Source organism: Alteromonas sp. V450 (genome assembly GCF_001885075.1).
Lineage (GTDB): Bacteria > Pseudomonadota > Gammaproteobacteria > Enterobacterales > Alteromonadaceae > Alteromonas.
Window position 1 is genome coordinate 4,110,863 of the sequence record NZ_MODU01000004.1, and the last position, 18,277, is coordinate 4,129,139.

General features: G+C 44.8%; 21 protein-coding genes. 7 read left to right on the forward strand and 14 right to left on the reverse strand.

The features are described 5' to 3' along the window. Position 1: 1 nt before the first annotated feature. From BK026_RS18140 to BK026_RS18195, 12 genes are all read right to left on the reverse strand, one after another. Complete coding sequence (locus BK026_RS18140; RefSeq protein WP_039219691.1) at positions 2-673, reverse strand: TenA family transcriptional regulator; 672 nt, start codon at positions 671-673, stop codon at positions 2-4. Between the two features lie 3 nt (positions 674-676). Beyond that, on the reverse strand, positions 677-2,191 hold the full coding sequence (locus BK026_RS18145) for an AMP-binding protein (RefSeq protein WP_071817170.1): 1,515 nt from the start codon (positions 2,189-2,191) through the stop codon (positions 677-679). Further along, complete coding sequence (locus tag BK026_RS18150) at positions 2,181-2,924, reverse strand: thermostable hemolysin (protein WP_071817768.1); 744 nt, start codon at positions 2,922-2,924, stop codon at positions 2,181-2,183. The genes BK026_RS18145 and BK026_RS18150 overlap by 11 nt, the downstream gene beginning before the upstream one ends. A gap of 112 nt (positions 2,925-3,036) precedes the next feature. Next, the gene (locus tag BK026_RS18155; RefSeq protein ID WP_071817172.1) at positions 3,037-4,851 is read right to left on the reverse strand and encodes a glycosyltransferase family 39 protein; all 1,815 of its coding nucleotides are present in this window, start codon (positions 4,849-4,851) and stop codon (positions 3,037-3,039) included. Beyond that, positions 4,848-5,525 (reverse strand): TVP38/TMEM64 family protein, encoded by a 678-nt coding sequence (locus BK026_RS18160; protein ID WP_071817174.1) that lies wholly within the window; start codon positions 5,523-5,525, stop codon positions 4,848-4,850. Before BK026_RS18160 ends, BK026_RS18155 begins: the two co-directional genes overlap by 4 nt. Beyond that, complete coding sequence (locus BK026_RS18165) at positions 5,515-6,252, reverse strand: glycosyltransferase family 2 protein (RefSeq protein WP_071817176.1); 738 nt, start codon at positions 6,250-6,252, stop codon at positions 5,515-5,517. The genes BK026_RS18160 and BK026_RS18165 overlap by 11 nt, the downstream gene beginning before the upstream one ends. Before the next feature lie 90 nt (positions 6,253-6,342). Then, on the reverse strand, positions 6,343-7,044 hold the full coding sequence (locus BK026_RS18170; RefSeq protein WP_071817178.1) for a hypothetical protein: 702 nt from the start codon (positions 7,042-7,044) through the stop codon (positions 6,343-6,345). Further along, the gene (locus BK026_RS18175) at positions 7,041-7,805 is read right to left on the reverse strand and encodes an FTR1 family iron permease (protein ID WP_071817180.1); all 765 of its coding nucleotides are present in this window, start codon (positions 7,803-7,805) and stop codon (positions 7,041-7,043) included. The genes BK026_RS18170 and BK026_RS18175 overlap by 4 nt, the downstream gene beginning before the upstream one ends. Then, complete coding sequence (locus BK026_RS18180) at positions 7,795-8,160, reverse strand: cupredoxin domain-containing protein (protein WP_071817182.1); 366 nt, start codon at positions 8,158-8,160, stop codon at positions 7,795-7,797. The genes BK026_RS18175 and BK026_RS18180 overlap by 11 nt, the downstream gene beginning before the upstream one ends. Continuing rightward, on the reverse strand, positions 8,144-9,433 hold the full coding sequence (locus BK026_RS18185) for a HAMP domain-containing sensor histidine kinase (protein ID WP_071817184.1): 1,290 nt from the start codon (positions 9,431-9,433) through the stop codon (positions 8,144-8,146). The genes BK026_RS18180 and BK026_RS18185 overlap by 17 nt, the downstream gene beginning before the upstream one ends. Position 9,434: 1 nt before the next feature. Beyond that, positions 9,435-10,100: a response regulator transcription factor gene (locus BK026_RS18190; protein WP_071817769.1), complete on the reverse strand. Its 666-nt coding sequence runs from the start codon at positions 10,098-10,100 to the stop codon at positions 9,435-9,437. 127 nt (positions 10,101-10,227) lie between these two features. Further along, positions 10,228-11,046, reverse strand: coding sequence for a transporter substrate-binding domain-containing protein (locus BK026_RS18195; protein WP_256253901.1), 819 nt, complete (start codon positions 11,044-11,046; stop codon positions 10,228-10,230). Positions 11,047-11,343: 297 nt separating this feature from the next. On the opposite strand from BK026_RS18195, the gene rplM reads away from it, so the two are divergent. The 7 genes from rplM to BK026_RS18230 all read left to right on the forward strand — a co-directional run bounded on the left by rplM (position 11,344) and on the right by BK026_RS18230 (position 16,515). Continuing rightward, a complete protein-coding gene (gene rplM / locus BK026_RS18200; protein WP_014948329.1) occupies positions 11,344-11,772 on the forward strand; it encodes a 50S ribosomal protein L13 in 429 nt (142 codons plus the stop codon). Between the two features lie 12 nt (positions 11,773-11,784). After that, positions 11,785-12,177 carry a 30S ribosomal protein S9 gene (rpsI, locus tag BK026_RS18205; RefSeq protein WP_014948330.1) on the forward strand — a complete coding sequence of 131 codons (393 nt, stop codon included), beginning with the start codon at positions 11,785-11,787 and terminating at the stop codon, positions 12,175-12,177. Between the two features lie 436 nt (positions 12,178-12,613). Then, on the forward strand, positions 12,614-13,246 hold the full coding sequence (gene petA, locus BK026_RS18210) for a ubiquinol-cytochrome c reductase iron-sulfur subunit (RefSeq protein WP_071817188.1): 633 nt from the start codon (positions 12,614-12,616) through the stop codon (positions 13,244-13,246). Between the two features lies 1 nt (position 13,247). Then, the gene (locus BK026_RS18215) at positions 13,248-14,513 is read left to right on the forward strand and encodes a cytochrome bc complex cytochrome b subunit (protein ID WP_071817190.1); all 1,266 of its coding nucleotides are present in this window, start codon (positions 13,248-13,250) and stop codon (positions 14,511-14,513) included. Then, positions 14,510-15,244, forward strand: coding sequence for a cytochrome c1 (locus tag BK026_RS18220; RefSeq protein WP_014948333.1), 735 nt, complete (start codon positions 14,510-14,512; stop codon positions 15,242-15,244). The genes BK026_RS18215 and BK026_RS18220 overlap by 4 nt, the downstream gene beginning before the upstream one ends. 168 nt (positions 15,245-15,412) lie before the next feature. Next, a complete protein-coding gene (gene sspA / locus BK026_RS18225) occupies positions 15,413-16,045 on the forward strand; it encodes a stringent starvation protein SspA (RefSeq protein ID WP_071817192.1) in 633 nt (210 codons plus the stop codon). Next, positions 16,042-16,515, forward strand: coding sequence for a ClpXP protease specificity-enhancing factor (locus tag BK026_RS18230; RefSeq protein WP_083575123.1), 474 nt, complete (start codon positions 16,042-16,044; stop codon positions 16,513-16,515). The genes sspA and BK026_RS18230 overlap by 4 nt, the downstream gene beginning before the upstream one ends. A 61-nt stretch (positions 16,516-16,576) precedes the next feature. On the opposite strand, the gene BK026_RS18235 is transcribed toward BK026_RS18230, so the two are convergent. Together BK026_RS18235 and BK026_RS18240 are read right to left on the reverse strand one after the other, a co-directional pair. After that, positions 16,577-17,416, reverse strand: coding sequence for a spondin domain-containing protein (locus BK026_RS18235; RefSeq protein WP_071817194.1), 840 nt, complete (start codon positions 17,414-17,416; stop codon positions 16,577-16,579). Positions 17,417-17,426: 10 nt separating this feature from the next. Continuing rightward, positions 17,427-18,242, reverse strand: a complete 816-nt coding sequence (locus tag BK026_RS18240) for a spondin domain-containing protein (protein ID WP_071817196.1) — start codon at positions 18,240-18,242, stop codon at positions 17,427-17,429. Between the last annotated feature and the right edge of the window lie 35 nt (positions 18,243-18,277).

The following is an 18,277-nucleotide window of genomic DNA, read 5'->3' on the forward strand; positions in this document are numbered from 1 at the left end:
TTTAAGCAACCTGTTCCAAGCCGTGTTCAGGTGTTAATTCGCGAAAGATATCTCCGTATAAGCGATAAAACATGTTCGCGCTGTGAATGATCATTTGCTGCTCTTTAGGGTCAGTAATTTTGTTCATAAGCCCTTCAAAGAAAACAATGTGCTCTTGGTCTAGCGCACCGTGAGAGGTAAGGTATTTAAACGCTGATTTAGGCAGAGATAACTTGTCTTTGATTTGTTTTGCAGCGGCGTCGGCAAGCGCGATACTTGTGCCCTCTAAAACGAATACCATGCCGAAGAAATACAGTGGGCTTTTGCGTGCTATTGCATCAAAAGCATAGGCAACCATTAATTCGGTGGCGGGTGCGGGCTGACTTTTCCTCGCCTGTTCTTTATCAACGCCACAGGCTGCAAGGTCGTTAAGGATCCACTCTTGGTGACCCATTTCTTCTTCAATGTATTCACCAATTGCTTCTCTTAGCCATTCCTTATCTTCGTTGAGTTTGGCACCTGTAGCCATAAGCAGGGGAACAGTAAACTTAACGTGATGATAAGCCTGTTGAAGAAAGGCAATATAGTCGTTCAGGTTAAAATCACCGTTAAAGCAGCGTTGTATAATCGGCGCCTGTAAGAATGACTGTCTGGCATGTTCGGTGTTGCTTTGAAGTTGCTGATAGAAATTCATAAATTATTCCTTGATAACAAATTGAAAAGAAAATGGTGTTGTACTTTGAACGCTGTATTGGTGTTGGTCTTGGCCCTGGTAGAGCATGTCTAAGTCAGTCGCGTAGCGGGCAATTATTGCGTCACGCTTCAGTTTTCCCGTTGGGGTAAGCAGTTGGTTTTCTGGCGTACAAAGACCGATGGTGGCGAAATTAACAACTTGCGCATAGTCAGGTAACTGCTTATTGATAAGCGCCACGGTGCTTTGAATCTGTGTATAAGAAATAGTATTGGAAGCGGGTACGAGGAGCGCGACACAGTAGGGTTTAGCTTCGCAATACACCAGAGCCTGCCTAAACAGTCCTGTTCCCAGCAATAAAGATTCAATCCACTCTGGCGATACATTTCTGCCAAAGCTGTTCACCATTATGTTTTTTATACGCCCATTCAGCGTAAGTGTGTTGTCAGAAAAAAAGCCTAAATCGCCGGTTCTGACCTGGGTCGGATAAAATGAGGAAGGTTGATTCAGATAGCCCAGAAAGTGGTTGCCTGTAACTACAATTTCACCCTCTTCGATGTGCAGTTGATTATGACCAAGCGTTTTTCCGGCACTGCCCATCGTATTGCAATTGGGCGTGTTCAATGTTGATACTGATACCGCTTCAGATAAGCCATAACCTTCAAATACTGGTAGTCCCTTCGCTTGAGCTTGCGCCAGCAAAGTGGGCGCTACATGTGCACCGCCAACAGCAATGAACATTAGTGATGAAGGTGGTGTCCAGCCCTGATTACATGCCTGTACTAGCACCATTAGCAAGTCGGGAACCAAGATCACAGACGAAGGTTGAACGCGGTCTATCAGTGACAGCAGTGCGTTTGGATTGACGAGTTTGCTGCCTTGAAATCCTCGCTCAGATGCCGTGGCTAAATAAACCGTGCCGCCGTGGTGCAGAGGGGCGTAAACACCTGCAATATTTTCAAGCAGGGTAGACAATGGCAGTAAACACAGATGGTTCACTATTTCTGGTTGAACAGCACGCTCAATAGAATGGGCAACTTTCCATTGCGATTCAGATGACAGACACACGCCTTTCGGTGTGCCCGTAGAGCCAGAAGTAAAGGTTATTTTGTTAGTACCTACAGGTGTGTATACACGAGAGTCATGTTTGAGTGAATGAGCGACAATGCCATTTTTGCTATCAATAATAGTCGGTGACTCACTCCATTCACTTAGTTCACCACCGCGATTGGTCAATAAAAAGTGACACTGGCTCTCATTTAATACATGTTCTTGTTGGGAAGCGCTAAAAAATAGCGGAACGGGGACGCAGCAAACGTTAGCCTGTTGGCAGGCTAAATCAGCAATCACCCATGCAAAGCTATTGTCAAAGGCAATGCCGACCCTCTCGGCATTGTGGTTTGTTATCCAGCTTGCGAGGTTCTCGACGGCGCTCAAAAGGGCGCGGTAAGTCATTGAACCGTCTTTGCATTTAAGCGCAACGTCATCGTCATGCCCGTTTATATACTGATTAAGCAACATACGCTGTTTCCTTTTTTGTGCAGATATTTTGCGTTAACGCATCCACATTTGCGGAAATAAGCTCAATTGCACGTTGGTAATGAGCATTAAGTTCAGGGCAGCCAATTATGTGTTGGGTTACGTGATGTAGTGACAGGGCAGTAACCTGAGGAGCGGTGTCATAATAGGTGCCCCAATCATCGCTATTCCCTTTAAGTTTTGATACCTCGGCTTTAACAAGGGGGAGGAGTTGAATACCTGCGCCCATGAGTAAAGAGGTAAGCTGTGAGGTCGCACTGAAAACCAGATATTTGCTACCACATCGTTTTAAAACGAAGAACAGGGCAAATAACAAGGGGAGGGTATAGCGCGATGCACTGCTAAAAAGGTTACCAACTTCAGCAATATGTGCTCTGTTTACGGTTATCCCTTGTAAGGTGAGGGCAGTTTCTACCGAAGTGTTAAGGTATTGCTCTATAAAAAGAGAATTATACTGCCCATCATAGGCGGCAAATCTTGCGCCTGCGGCGGCTTTAACTCCCTTAGCTTCAAGAGCAAACAGCATAGGCATAAAGGAAGTCACTCGTGCGTTGTAGCGAGCTTTAAAACCACTCGCTATAAACGCTTCAATACGGCGGCGGGCATTATGTCCATGTTTTGCCGCGATAAAGGTTATAGCGGGCTTTTCCTTAGAGACAATCGCAGATTGCTGACTAGCAATCTGGGTTGGAACTGAAGCTAAAACGTGACTCATAAACATGCTCATTGGTTTTGCGATGTTATGAGTATTTACGCGAGACCTTAAGAGAACCTTAAGTGGGAAAAACTTTTATAAATGTCAGTCCAAAATGTTAAGAACGCCCAAGCTAATTAATCGCTGAGCCGTCATAGCTATTAAAAACTGGGCCGTTAGCCGGTAAATCACAGGTAGCGTTTGCAGCAGTGGCAGGAAGCAATAACCATTCGTCACGGTGGGCTGCGCCCATTGAAGTGGCTTGTGATAAGTCTACACATTGAAATTTGTAGTCACTTGGAACTAACAAAAAGCGTTGACGCATTGGCGGTCTAACCCGCCGGCCTGAAATCTTTGTCTGCTCGCGGGAAGGCTCGGAAGTATCGGTCAACCAAGCCCACGCTGTACCGTTTTCTACTTCTTGAGGGGTATGGTAACCAAAATGAGCCATTTCAAAGGGTGAATAAAGAAAATACTGTTCTTTAAAGCTGACTATCCCTACCTCGAAGGCAGTTGAATCCTTCGTCAACATATTACTTATTTGGCTTTCTGCATTTTGAAGGACTATACGGGGAGTACGGTAGTCATTTAGCAGCCATGCACCGAATGTGGAAGGAATTACAGTTAAAATGAAAAGCCATGCCAGTAATTGGCGGGCGAGTAATTTTCCATCCCCTGCGTTGCGCTTTTTATTGTAAACATAGTAGACAATATGAGTACAAAGCCCAGCGATACCGAGTACAAGTAATACTATGCTTAAACGAACAAGGGTTTCGCTGTCGCTGTCAAAGCGCGTCATCAGCTTAACAGCGGTGGGCTCGTGAAATAGCAGTGCTAAGCCAGCAATCAATAAAACGGCAGAGATTAACGAAGTAACTGCGCGCGCAAAAAGCACCAAGCCTCTTGATAAAGTTGAATTAGCAAGTACCAGACCTGCAACCATACTCAACGCAGGCAGTGCCGGTAAAACATAAACACCACGTTTACCTGGGCTGATGCTAAAGAAAATGACAACCAATATTACCCATATCAACAAGGATGAGTAAGCGGGCTTGTGAATAAGTACATCTTTTAACGACTTAGCTTTTGATACAAGTATGGCAATTGGCGTTATCCAAAATACAGGAATAACTTCAACAATATAATAATACCAAGGCTCTATGTGGTGCCAGGCATTGGCATATCGCTCAGCCGTTTGTTTAAACAAAATATTCGACAAGTATTGTTGTATTTGAGGCTCTTGTTTTATCAAACCAAGATAAAACAGAGGTGCAAGCCACATCGCCACAACTGATAGCATGACTAAGGGGCCAAACAACATGCGCAATGACCACTTGCCGCGATGTGAGCCGCTGGTAAATGCGAAAAATGCAATGGGGATAAATAAAAGAACAGGTAAAAAGCCAACGCCTTTGGTTATGATCCCAAGCCCCATAAAGAACCATGCTGCAAAGTACCACCGCCAATTAACATGCAAGTAAAAGTGCTGAATGAGTCCGTAGACACCAATCCAGATAAAGCAGGCGACAAGGGCATCTATTTGAGCAAATTTGGCTTGAATAAGAAACTGCGGGCTCAGTAGAAGTACGAGCATACTCAACATTGCCGCTTTTTCACTGGCAAGTCTTAGCGATAGCCTGTAGGTTATCCCCAAAGTGACAAGGCTTGCGATAGCGTTAGGCAGGAGCATAGCCACCTTCAGGCTACCTGTAATAAGGTAAAATAAGGCAATACACCACATAAACACAGGGGGCTTGTCTGGATAAATTTCGCCACCGCGCATGGGCACAAGCCACTGTCCGCTGTTCACCATCTCTTTTGCGACCAATGCGAATCGAGGCTCATCGGGGGGCCAAGCATCTCTGAAACCCAGACCGACAAATATCAGAGCACAGGCAAAAAAGAACAGGGTAGATGCATGGCTATTTGAATTAAGCACAAGCCTCACGACGGCTCACTCCTACGAGAAATACCTGATAAGGATAGAAGTAGAAGAAGGCTAATGATTAAACCACCAATTTGTAAAGGCTGTTCGAGGGAGCTGACAAATCGAGAACCGCTTCCAAGCAAGGTAAACAAAAAAGTTTGAGGCGCAAAGCCGATTGCACTTGCAACAATAAACGGGGCAAACGGAACGCTTAGCACACCTGCGACGGCGTTTGTTATTAAGTTAGAGCCAACAGGGAATAAACGAACAATTAGCACATTGCGAAAACTTCGCTTGGCCAGTTTGTTTTCAACAGGCTTTAATTTTGTACCTAAAAGACGGACGGCAAGTGAGCGCAGAGGGCCATTTGCTAATGCGTAGGCTATGCATGCAGACAATACCGTTAGCAACAAGGCAATTAATCCTCCCTGCAATGCACCAAAGCCCACTCCGCAAAAAAAACTGACAGCCTGACGGGGAAAACCCATGGTTAAAAGTACAACACAACCACTCAGTATCATGCACAGCGATTGCCAATTTAAATTTGAAATATAGGCATTCAACCAATCTGTATCATCACCGTGCTTCCATACTTCACCAGTGACCTCAAACGACACATAGCAGATAAGGGCAATGCTTGCTGCCCCGATGAAAAACCGTATGAAGCTTTTGAGGCGGCGAATATTAGTCTTCATGACCCATTCCGCTGGCAATGTGATTAAGCTTATTTCTGTACATTAGCCATCTAACGCCAAGCATATCGATGATCCCTGCCCAGCCACGATTCCACGCTGTGTAATTTGATTTACCTTCTAAACGCGCGCGATGATTGACCGATACACATACCACTTCTCCCCCAAGCCTTTTAGTTAAAGCGGGAATATACCGGTGCATATGGTCGAAGTAGGGTAAAAGTAAAAAGGTACTTCTTGGGAGGAGTTTCAAGCCACAGCCCGTGTCTGGTGTGTCATCTTGTAGGATCCACTGGCGAACACGATTGGCAACTTTAGACTGAAATCGCTTCCACGGGGTATCTTTTCGCTTTTTACGATGTCCGATAACGCAGAAGTGCCCTGCATTAGTCTCTTTAGCTGCGCGAATCAGTCGCGGTATATCAGCAGGATCGTTTTGCCCATCAGCATCAAGGGTGATGATCCACTTTCCTTTTGCCTGTAAAACGCCGTGAAAAACCGAAGTGCTTTGACCGCAGCTAATAGGGTGGACGATGACACGACAACTTACCGGCAAGGTGCTTGAAAGGTTATGCAGCAAGGCTAGGGAGTCGTCGCTGCTACCGTCATCAACAACAATAATTTCTGTTGTTGTACTTGGAACCACTTCTGCAATTTCTCGTAACAAAGCAGAAAGGTTTTTGGCTTCATTTTTAGCAGGTAAAACAACACTGACGTCAAACTGGTGCATAAGAATATTTGGTAAATCATCGAATGACGTGCACTTTAAATGTTGAACCTTAAGGAAAGCTTAAGTTAGGCGCTAAAGTGCAAACTTGCATTAAAATTCGTATTCCAACGACATGCGAAGTGTGTGATCTTTACTGTCACCATTTAGTCCGGCAATAAAGCCCAGTTCCCATTTTAACTGTTTCTGTCGGTCAAAGCGTTTTATGCCCATGAATGCTGGACCAACCCCGATAAAGTCCTCTGCTACATACACTTCTAATCCAGGTTGTACTTCAGGGATCCAGCGATACCTAAACTTGGCTTTAAATTCGCTTTCCCATTCATTCTCAACAGTTTGACCCCACTCGTACACCAAGCTAATGTTAGTTGTTAAACTGAATTGGCCAAATTCTTTTTCTGTTAATAACCCCGCTTTAACTTCCCAGTCATCGGTATTGTGCTGCTTTTCCAGCTCAAACAGCGTTGCCCAGTCAGCCCAGTATCGCCCTTGTTCAGTCATCATCCAGCGTAATTCTACTTCGTAGCTTTCTAAGCCAAAATCTTCATTTTCATCTCGCGCACCGACAAGGTATGTCTCGAGGATCATAAATTCTGAAAGTGCATGGCCGAACGAGAAGCGTTGCATTAAAACATTGCCATCGTCATTTTGTCTTGAGGTAAGTCGCCACTCAAACTCACGTTCAAAGGGTAATACATAAGGGTGATAAACCTTATCTACGGTAAAATTATCTGCATAACCGTTACTTGAAAACACGGCGTATAATGCGATAGCAGTAAGGAGAAAACGTCTCACTGTGCGACCTCCTGAATTTCATCAGAGAATCTCTTTTTTGAAGAAAAGAAAGCAATTAAATTAGGCACGATAAGTGCGAAGAAAAACACCAATAAATAGCTCGTCGAGGGCGTAGCCTCATAGCCAACGAGAGAATTCAGAAGATGACCATATTCGCTATTGTCGCTAATTATTGTGCTGCTATCCCATAGTTGCCTTGGCGATGGGAAGGTGTCAGTTTGTTCCAATAGTAATGCGATATTAGCGGTTTGAGCTGCCACAAATGTGGTTGCAAAAAAGCATGTTGCTCGCTTGCTAACAAAGTGGGTGAGCAAAATATTAAGTAGAATAGCGATGCTAATACTTATACCCAGACCAATGATAGTGCCCAAGAGTAATAACGTACTATCACTATTACGTGATAACTCGGAAACAAAATAAACTAAAAAGTGCAGCGAATTGGGTAAGCCAATACCTATTACTAGTAGGGTGAGGCCTAGACTGAACCAATTTGAGATACGTGACGGCAAAAGTACAACAAGGCACATGCCCAACCACGCAATAAAAAACAGTATTGATTTGAGATACTCAAATCCGGCACCTTCTGATAGCTGCGATACCAGTCCTAGCTGGGGGTAGGTAAATACAGCGAGCAATACCAGCAGCGACACCCGCCACGCAACGGCAAGCGTAGACACACGCGGCAGCGCCAGCAATACACTAATGAGCAGGAATATGGGCAAGGTGTCACGCAAGAAGAGAACGACAGTATTAATTAGCATCCAGCGTGTCCTCTTTGTTTTTAACTATTACCTTTCCTACCGCGCTATTAGGATGAAACTCGCCAAAAAAAGGATACTCACCGGCTTTTAATGGGCCAATAAAGATGGTCCCTCGGCTTTTCGCAAATATCACTTTTTCTCTGTTCAGCGAAAAGCTATCTATTTCTTCGGGGGTATCATCGAAATTAACAAAGGTTAGCTTTACTTTTTGCCCTGCAGGAACAATCACTTCCTGGGGAAAGAATAAATGCTCTTTTATTTCCACCACTACTTCAGGTAAGGCGAACACAAGGGGCGTATAAAAAGCCCAAAGGGCTGAAAAAAAGAATAAAGAAATTTTAGAGTATGCAGTCATTGGAAAATGCCACCCTAACTTCTAATCCCCCGAGCGAACTTTCATGTAAAGAGAGTTCAGCCCCGTGTAATACAACGATTTGCTCTACAATAGCTAGTCCCAAGCCGCTTCCAGAATGAGGGGAGCTGTTAGATGCTCTTTTGAATCGGTTTAGCACGACAGCGCGCTGGTCAGCAGGAATGCCTGGCCCAGAATCGCAGACGCTCAAAATAAGCTCGTCTTTCCGTCGTTCAATATTAATTATTATTTGTGCACCGCTAGGAGAGTATTTACTCGCATTGCTTACTAAGTTTTGAAGCAAGGTGTAAAGGACAAATTGGGAACTGAGCAACCAGGCTTCATCTCCTTCCAGTGCAATTTCTTGGTGCTTATTTTCAATGGCTCCGTATAAGTCACTAATTACCTCTTGCGCGACCACATACACATTTACAGGTTCTCGCTGATCTGCAAACGTTTCTGGACTGGTGCGAGTCAGTAAAAGGAATTGATTTACCGCGTGGATCATTCTGTCGGTGTCTGCTTTGAGGGGAGCCAACACGTGGCCTTTCTCACCTAACTCGCTCGCAATATTGTGAATGTTTATCTTCATCACGCTAAGCGGAGTTCTAAGCTCATGCGCCGCATTTGATGCGAATTGCTGCTCTCGTTCGAATGCTGAATTCAGTCGCGTGAACATGGTGTTTAACGTAGTGACCACGGGACTAAGTTCACTGGGCTCACGGGATAACGCAATGGTAGAAAAATCATTTCCCTGCCGACTGGCAAGGAGTTTTGAAAGGTGTTTTAACGGCGATAGTCCCCAAGTAATGCCAAAAAAGAGAATGAGCGCAAGAATAGGCACACTAATTATAAAAGGGGTGATGGCGGCTACAGTTAGCGAGTCAGTTAAAGTGAAGCGACTACTTACGGGTTGAGCCACCATATACCAGCTATCATTATTCGGGTTAAACCGGGTATGTACCCGCCAACGTGTGCCCAGTGCGTTTACTTCAGAAAAGCCCTCGGAAAAGCTGGTTAACGGCGTACTTAGCGCGTCAGTAGATGAGCTGGCCAGCTTACCTTGTTTCCATACCTGGAAGAAAAGTGTCTGTTGCTGTGTGCGGGTGCCGCTATCTACGTAAGAGATTGCGCGGGATAGCTCAACTAACTCGTTATCTAACAAGGTATTCGATATACCCAGCGTAGCGCGGTAGCCTTTAAGTGCTGCACTAAATATCACTAAAACAAGCGCGCTGATCAGCGTAAGAATTAGAAAGCGGCGAATTGAAGACAATTCACTCCCCCGATTTTGAAATGCAATAACCGACGCCTCGAATAGTCTTAATAAACTCAGGAGGCATTTTTTTACGCAAATTACTCACGTGTACTTCTATTGTGTTGCTTGCCACTTCCTCTCCCCACTCATAAAGTTTACTTTCCAGCTGATCTTTACTCAGTATGCGCCCTGCGTTTTCAATAAGCGCTTTTAGTAGCATGAGTTCACGTCGAGGTAAGTGAATGTTTTGATTGTCGATAGTAAGCGTATGATGGGCAGTATCAAGTCTAACATTCTTAACACAAACAATGGTGTGAGATGCTGTGCTCAGACGACGCTCAAGTACTCTAATCCTAGCTAACAGTTCTTCTATTTCAAACGGTTTAGGTAAGTAGTCGTCGGCGCCGGCATCTAGGCCAGAGATTTTGTCTAGCGTTTTATCCCGTGCAGTTAAGATCAACACAGGAAGCGTTGCGTTTTTCTTTCGAATAGATTTTAGTACGTCGAGGCCATCAGTATCGGGTAAACCCAAATCAAGAATGACAATGTCACTTTGGCCCGCTCTAAGTGTTGCAAGAGCATCTGCGCCTGAATAAACACAGTCTACTGTGAAGTTGGCGTTCTTTAGTGAAATGGCGAGGGCGTCAGACAACGGCCTATCGTCCTCTACAAGCAGTACACGCATAAAAAACTCTTTGATAAAAAACAAATCAAAACACTAAACAAGAAATCTTAAGAAAACCTTAAGCGCTTAGTATTTTACTCTAACATCTCTTTTTGAGCGCGCGTATTGCAAATTCTTTGTATTTATTCTACCGCGCGTAATCTAGTTTGTGAGGTATTGCTGGGTTGCCGAGATTGTGTACTTTTCTATTTTTAGCATCGGCAAGTATTTCTGCTTTTCTGTGCTCTTCGAAATTATTGAAGATGCGTTCGAGTTCTCCATTTTCTAGTATCCTGATAAGACCTAATGTCAACTTATTCGCTAGGGTCGGGTTATCTGGGCTAACAAAGAAGTATTCGTAGTTGGGGTATTTTAATAAATGAAACTGCTCTAAAGTGACATACTTATCTTTGTGGCGCTCCAGATCGCGTTGTACTTCGATGACATTGCAGGGAAAGGCGTCGCCGAGATTGCGAGAGACCATTGAGTACATTGAGTCAAACCACAAACTCCAATCTTCCCCTTCAACGCTGTACCCATTTGCCGTTAATACGTCAATATCGGGCCAATCGCTGCCTTGAACCATCGTAAGGCTTTTTAAGGTTCGGCTATCTGCGCCTTTGGTGAGCTCCTCTCGCCGTGATGGATTAATGACAAGTACTCTGAATCCAGAAAAACCTTTGAGTAAAGGGAGCTTAATAGGAATAAGTTTTTGCTCTCGAGCTTGGTTTGTTACGCTCCACATTATGTCTGCTTCTCCCTTTGATAAGGATAGCATCTGTCGACTTTGCGTCATTGGCTGAGGATGAGGGACAAGGGTTACATCGCCATATTCCTTTGTTGCGTTCAATACGGCATGGAGCACCGCTACATGATAAATGCCATAATCATCATCAGCAAACGCACGTGTGTATACGAATTCCTTAGCATTTACATCTGCGGCAAGCAACGTGTGTAGCATCATCATTGAAGCTACGAAGCAGGGCATTTTCATTTTTTATTAAGAATTCTGAATAAGTCTTTTCGACGTTACCCTAAATCGTTTTTTTATGTCATCGGCAGATGATGGAATTTTATCCATATTTTTTGTTATTGGGGGTTCGCATTTTTATCAATTCCTGTATAATTCGCGCCCTGCCCAGTTACGCCCACCTTTGGGAAGGTGGAAGAATCAGCCGGCTCGAAGGGGTCATTGTGTTGATTTTAAGGTGATTTCTGGTGTTCAGAAATCAGTAACGACGATATTATTCGGGTGAATTTGAAAATGAAAACTTTTGTTGCTAAGCCAGAAACGGTACAACGTGACTGGTATGTGGTAGACGCCACAGACAAAACTCTAGGCCGTTTGGCTTCTGAAATCGCACTACGCCTTCGTGGTAAGCACAAGCCAGAGTACACGCCTCATGTGGACACTGGTGATTACATCGTTGTAATCAATGCTGAGAAAGTTGCGGTAACAGGCCGTAAAGCGCAAGACAAAATGTACTATGCGCACTCTGGTTACCCAGGTGGTCTTAAAGAGACAAACTTTGAAAAACTAATTGCTCACAAGCCAGAAATGGTTATTGAAAAAGCAGTTAAAGGCATGTTGCCAAAAGGCCCTCTAGGTCGCGCAATGTTCCGTAAAATGAAAGTTTACGCAGGTGCAGAGCACAAGCACACCGCACAGCAACCACAAGTTTTGGACATTTAAGGAGCTATTAACATGGCAGATACTCAATACTACGGCACAGGCCGCCGCAAAAGTTCTACTGCTCGTGTGTTCCTACGTCCAGGCACAGGTAGCATAAAAGTAAACCAACGCGCTCTTGACGAGTACTTTGGTCGTGAAACAGAGTGCATGGTTGTTCGTCAGCCACTTGAACTTGTTGAAATGACTGAAAAGTTTGACGTATACATCACTGTTAAAGGTGGTGGTTCTAACGGTCAAGCAGGTGCAATCCGTCACGGTCTTACTCGCGCTCTTATGGAGTACGATGAGGCACTACGTCCAGCACTTCGTAAAGCTGGCTTCGTTACTCGTGACGCACGTCGCGTTGAACGTAAGAAAGTTGGTCTACACAAAGCGCGTAAGCGTCCACAATTCTCAAAGCGTTAATTTTTACGCTTTTTGTATTGCAAAAACCCGGCTTGTGCCGGGTTTTTTATTATCTAAATGTTAATCCAGCCCCGCGTTTACTGGCGCTCGACATTACCTACATGGTGAGGTATTTCATAACAAAGGTTTAATTTGTAGGGGTTATCTTACCAAATATTCTTCAAAACCTTGATTTTAGGCCTTTCCCTCACTAAACCTTAACACACTATTTGAATTAAATTATCGCTTAAATATCAGTAAAACCTTGTGTTTATAAGGGCTTTTCTTTTATCATTTGCGGTCGAAAATTTTGAAAACTTTCGTGACCTCGTAAACCAGTAAATTTTTACTGCTACGATGGTGTCATGACAAGCCATATGATGCATGACACAAGCGTGATAAAACCAGTATAAGCTTGGGTTACACATCATAATTATCCAAACCTGGAGAAATGTGGATGAGCAATGTATCTGTAGATGCAACAGAGTCTGCACAAAACAATAACCAGCCAGAAAACAACAATCGTCGTCGGTTCTTGACCGTTGCCACGTCGGTAGTTGGCGGTGTAGGTGTTGTTGGTGCTGCTGTGCCTTTTATTGCGTCCTGGAATCCAAGCGCCAAAGCGAAAGCCGCCGGTGCTGACGTTGAAGTTGATATCAGCGGGATTGAGCCTGGACAGTTAGTACGTGTAATGTGGCGAAGCAAGCCTGTATGGATTGTACGTCGTACGCCTGAAATTCTTGAAGAACTTGGCACGCACGAAGATAAGCTGAAAGATCCTAACTCTGAAGCTGAGCAGCAACCAACTTTTGCTCAAAACCGTTTCCGTTCAATGAAGGAAGAATACCTAATTCTTGTAGGTATCTGTACTCACCTTGGCTGTTCTCCTCAGCACCTGAAAGACGGTGCCTTTGAAGAGATTGTTGAGGGTGTACCAGACGGTTTCTTCTGCCCTTGTCACGGTTCCAAGTTTGATATGGCAGGACGTGTATTTGAAAACGTACCGGCACCATTGAACCTGGTTGTGCCGCCTTATCAGTTCGTTGATGACACAACGGTTATCATCGGCTCAGAAGCGGAGGTTGCTTAACATGAATGCTTTCCTCGGTTGGATTGAAGAACGCATCCCACTGATGCGCGTTGCAAATATGCACGCTCTTCAATACCCGGCTCCAAAGAACATGAACTTTTGGTATGTGTTCGGATTCCTAGCTACTATCGTTCTGGTAAACCAAATTGTTACTGGTATTTGGTTAACCATGAACTTCGTTCCATCTGCAGAAGGTGCCTTTGCCTCTGTAGAATACATCATGCGTGAAATCGACTACGGTTGGATAATTCGTTATATGCACAGCACTGGCGCTTCGGCGTTCTTTATTGTTGTGTACATGCATATGTTCCGCGGCATGATTTACGGTTCTTATCAGAAGCCTCGTGAGCTTCTATGGGTGTTTGGTATGTTCATTTACCTTGCACTTATGGCAGAAGCATTCATGGGTTATGTATTGCCTTGGGGCCAAATGTCTTATTGGGGTGCACAGGTAATCGTATCGCTATTTGGTGCTATACCTGTTGTAGGTCCAGACCTTGTTGTATGGCTACAAGGTGACTATGTAATCTCTGGAGCAACGCTAAACCGTTTCTTTGCACTGCACGTTATTGCATTGCCATTGGTTATCGTAATTCTTGTGTTCCTGCACATTATTGCGCTTCACGAAGTGGGTTCTAACAACCCAGATGGTATTGCTATTAAGCACAAAAAAGGTTCATTACCTGAGTCTGAAAAGACAAAATATGAAATTCACGAATACTACACAAGCAAATACGACATTGCTGATGACGTGTTGCCGTTCTTCCCACACATTGTTCTTAAAGACCTTGTGGCGTTTTGTGTATTCTTAGCACTGTTTACTTATGTGCTGTTCTTTGCGCCTGAAATGGGCGGTAAATTCCTAGAGCACCCTAACTTTGAAATTGCTAACCCGCTGAAAACACCTGAGCATATCTTCCCAGTGTGGTACTTCACGCCGTTCTATGCGATTTTGAAAGCAGTACCTGATAAGTTATTCGGTGTACTCGCAATGTTTGGTGCAATTGCAGCGCTATTTGCCTTGCCTTGGGTTGACCGCGGTCGCGTTAAATCGTGGCGCTATCGTTGTGGTTTGCACAAAGTAAACCTTATTGTGTTTGCCATTGTGTTTATCTTCCTAGGTTACCTAGGTGGTACACCACAAGAAAACTGGAAAATTATCGCGTCGCAAGTAGCAACGGTAATGTACTTCGGTTTCTTCATTGCACTGTTCTTGTACAGCAAAAATGAAAACACTAAACCTGTGCCAGAGAGGATTTCTAAATGAAAAAAATGATGTGCTTTTTAGCCTTCTTCCTACCTGGCGTAGCGCTTGCGGCAGGCGGAAACGTACACCTTGATAAAGCGCCTATCGATTTAACCGATAAGGCGTCTTTACAGCGCGGTGCACAGTTGTTCATGAACTACTGCTTAGGCTGCCACTCAATGAAGTATCAGCGCTATCAGCGTTCATTCCAAGACTTGGGTATTCCTGACGAACTAGGTCAAGAATACCTGCAGTTTACGGGTGAAAAAGTGTCTGACTACATCACGCGTGCAATGCCTGAAGAAGCCGCTGCTGGCTGGTTTGGTGCTGCTCCACCAGATTTAACGCTAGTGGCGCGTGTTCGTGGTGAAGACTGGATTTACACTTACCTGCGCTCTTTCTATGTTGATGAAAGCCGCCCATTTGGTGTGAACAACACAGTATTCCCAGAAGTAGGTATGCCACACGTACTTCAACCACTTCAAGGTACGCCAACACGTACGTATGAAGAGCAAATGGTTGATGGCGAAATGGTTAAGCGTTATGTAGGCATTAAGTCAGATGGTACTGGCGCAATGTCTCCTGACGAGTACGACCAAGCTGTTGCCGATATCGTGAACTTCCTAGAGTACACAGGTGAGCCTTCAAAGCTTGAATCTCACAAAATCGGTAAGTGGGTACTTATCTTTATCGCAGTATTGTTTGTATTTGTTTACTTACTGAAGAAAGAATACTGGCGAGAAGTGCACTAATCGCACAGATTTATGTATAATATGAAAAGGGGGCTTCTCGCCCCCTTTTTTTGGTATTTACTCGTGCTATCTGAAAATCCTTAAAATAGGGTCTTCAGATAGCACGAGTTAACGTAATAAGCTTACTGTTATGTAAGCGTAAACTTGTTTCTCGACGGAGGAAATTGAATGGCCGTAGCCGCGAATAAACGTTCTATTATGACGTTGTTCTCTGACACAATTGATATTTATAGCCACCAGGTGCGCATTGTGTTGGCAGAAAAAGGTGTGGGTGTTGAAATCAGCTACACAGATCCTAGCAACTTGTCTGAAGATCTGTTGGAGCTAAACCCTTACGGTACTGTTCCAACTCTAGTTGATCGCGAACTTGTACTTTACAAGTCGCACATCATCATGGAATACCTTGATGAGCGCTTCCCTCATCCACCACTTATGCCGGTATACCCAGTATCACGTGGTCAAAGTCGTCTTATGATGCACCGCATCGAGCAAGACTGGTACTCGCTTGCTGCCCGTATTTTTCGTGGTGAAGGTGACGTTGAAGCGTCTCGTAATGAACTGCGCGAAGCGTTGCTATCGCTTGCACCAGTATTTGGTGAAATGCCGTACTTCATGAGCGAAGAATTTAGCTTAGTTGATTGCTACCTTGCTCCGCTATTATGGCGTTTACCTGCATTAGGTATTGAGCTAAATGGTGCTGGCAGCAAAGAAATTAACGCTTACATGAATCGCATTTTCTCTCGCAGTTCATTTAAAGCGTCTTTGACTGACCAAGAGCGTGAGATCCACAACCCACTATGACATCTATGACGTCAAACCAGCCCTATTTGCTTAGGGCTTTTTATGAGTGGATTGTTGATAACGACTTAACGCCGTATATTGTGGTTGATGCCACTAACGAGTTGGTTGAAGTGCCGCAGGAATTCGTTAAAGACGGTCAGATCGTTTTAAACGTCTCGCCAAGCGCGTGTGTTAACTTCTCTCTCGATATTGATGGGTTGTCTTTTCAAGCACGATTTGGTGGTCAACCTCGTCGATTGAGTATGCCCTGCGAGGCTGTAATAGCAATTTATGCTCGCGAGAATGGTGCGGGTACGGTGTTCGCTACCGAAGAAGATGTCGCTAGAGCGCAGCAAGAGCGCAGTGATGATGCCCAAGATGATACATCACCCAGCGGCCCAACGTCTTTGGAAGACGCGGATACTAACGATGTACAAGATGCGCCTGTTCCGCCTAGAAAGGGCAAGCCTACTTTGAAAGTAATTAAATAATCCATTGGGTTAAAGAAATAAAAACGCTGGTTTAGTTGCACTAAGCCAGCGTTTTTTTGTTTTATCTTGTCCTTGTAATTATTATTCGACTTGTTGGGAAGTCAAAGCGATGTTCTTCACCGAGGATAGATGAAGCCAATCCTTCTCTGCTGGGGTCGTTAGCATTAGCATTGGTCACAACACCTTGATGCAGTCTTACCATATCAGACAAGTCATTTCTTACTGGATCATAACCTGCACTTGCGCCTCCGCCTCCTGCGGCTGCAGCGGCCGGTCCAGGTAATGTAGCAGCTGTTTCGCTGTTAGCTTCGGTACCTGCATCCCACGTTACCGTCATAAACGTTCTGTGTTCACCGATTGCCATGTCGCTTACATTTGCTGCATTTAGCCCAGTAAATGCGTCATTTGTGTTTACTAACATCGTCGTTACCGTCAAACGAAGGTCGTCACTGTCCAATTCGGGAACGACCAGGGTAACGCTCTCACCGGTAGTTTTAGGAGGCAAGATGCCCCCAGAGTTCTGAGCATCAAGAAATGTGGTAGATGCCATTGCTTCATCAATTACCATTGAAGGGTCGCCACCCTCAGCCATTATTTCTATACCTGTCGTCGCGGGCTCCCCTTCGTTAAACGCTAGGTAACCTGACTCGTGAAGGATAATTGCTGCAGGTGCAAAAGGTTGAGCAAACGTCAGGTTGGTTATCTGTACTGTGTAGACTGCAGAATTTCCATTGGAGCCGTTTTGTCCGTCGGTACCATTTTGACCGTTAGCGCCGGGCTCTCCAGGAGGACCTGGTGGTCCAGCGGGGCCTTGTGGGCCAGTGTCACCATCATCACCACATGCAGATAGCAATGCAGAGAGTATTAACAGAGCACTTAGCTTTAATTTTGGTGTAGTCATTTTGCGCTCCTTATGGTGCAGGATCAGTAATGACAACACGAGCGACTGGGTTCAACCAACGATGTACAGTTGAATCTAGATCACTTGCTCCGGCTGTATTGTCGGTATCACCCAGCGTATTTCGGTGGATGTGAACAGGGCCATCTTCTCCGTCTTCAACCTCACCATTTGTTACTTGTGCACCAACGCCTGTGCCTCCGGTACCTAAGTCAACAATTCTTGTTGGCGCGCCACCACCTGCCACGCCAGGAACACCATAACCGCCTAAAGCGTTTCCGGTACCGGCTTCAACAATGTCTGTTCTTGCACTATTTAATTCGTCGTTTAACTCTGTACCGGCGTCGTACGCGTTTAAGTAGTAGGTATAGGTACCTGGTACAACAGGAATTTCAATGCTATCCATGCCAACAAAGGCATCATTGGTTGGAATAAGCATAGAGAGTAGCGAGAGCAAAGGCTTGTCCATGGTATCAAATGTGTAACTCAATGACGCTTTCGGGGCCAGTAAGCCGCCGAATCGGTGCCATGTATTAGTGCCGTTATCGGTATCTGCTGGGCCGAGTAACGCTTCAAAGTTTGCTCCCGCAGAATCAGGGTTTTGCTCATCGTCAATAACGCCTGCTTCAGCTAACCAAGCCAGTGCTGATGAAGCGGGTTGGCCTACTTCGAAAGCATCGACACTTGCCTCGTGTGCAATAACCAAACGGGGTGTGAAACTTTGTGCCTGCGTTAAGTTAGTGATTTCTATGTCGAGTGTGATGGCCTGACTGGCAGACATTGTCGCTAGCGATAATAAAGTAGCGCTAGTAAGTGAAGCGAATTTCATTGTTCTTGATCCTTTTTCAATTGTAAGGGCAACGC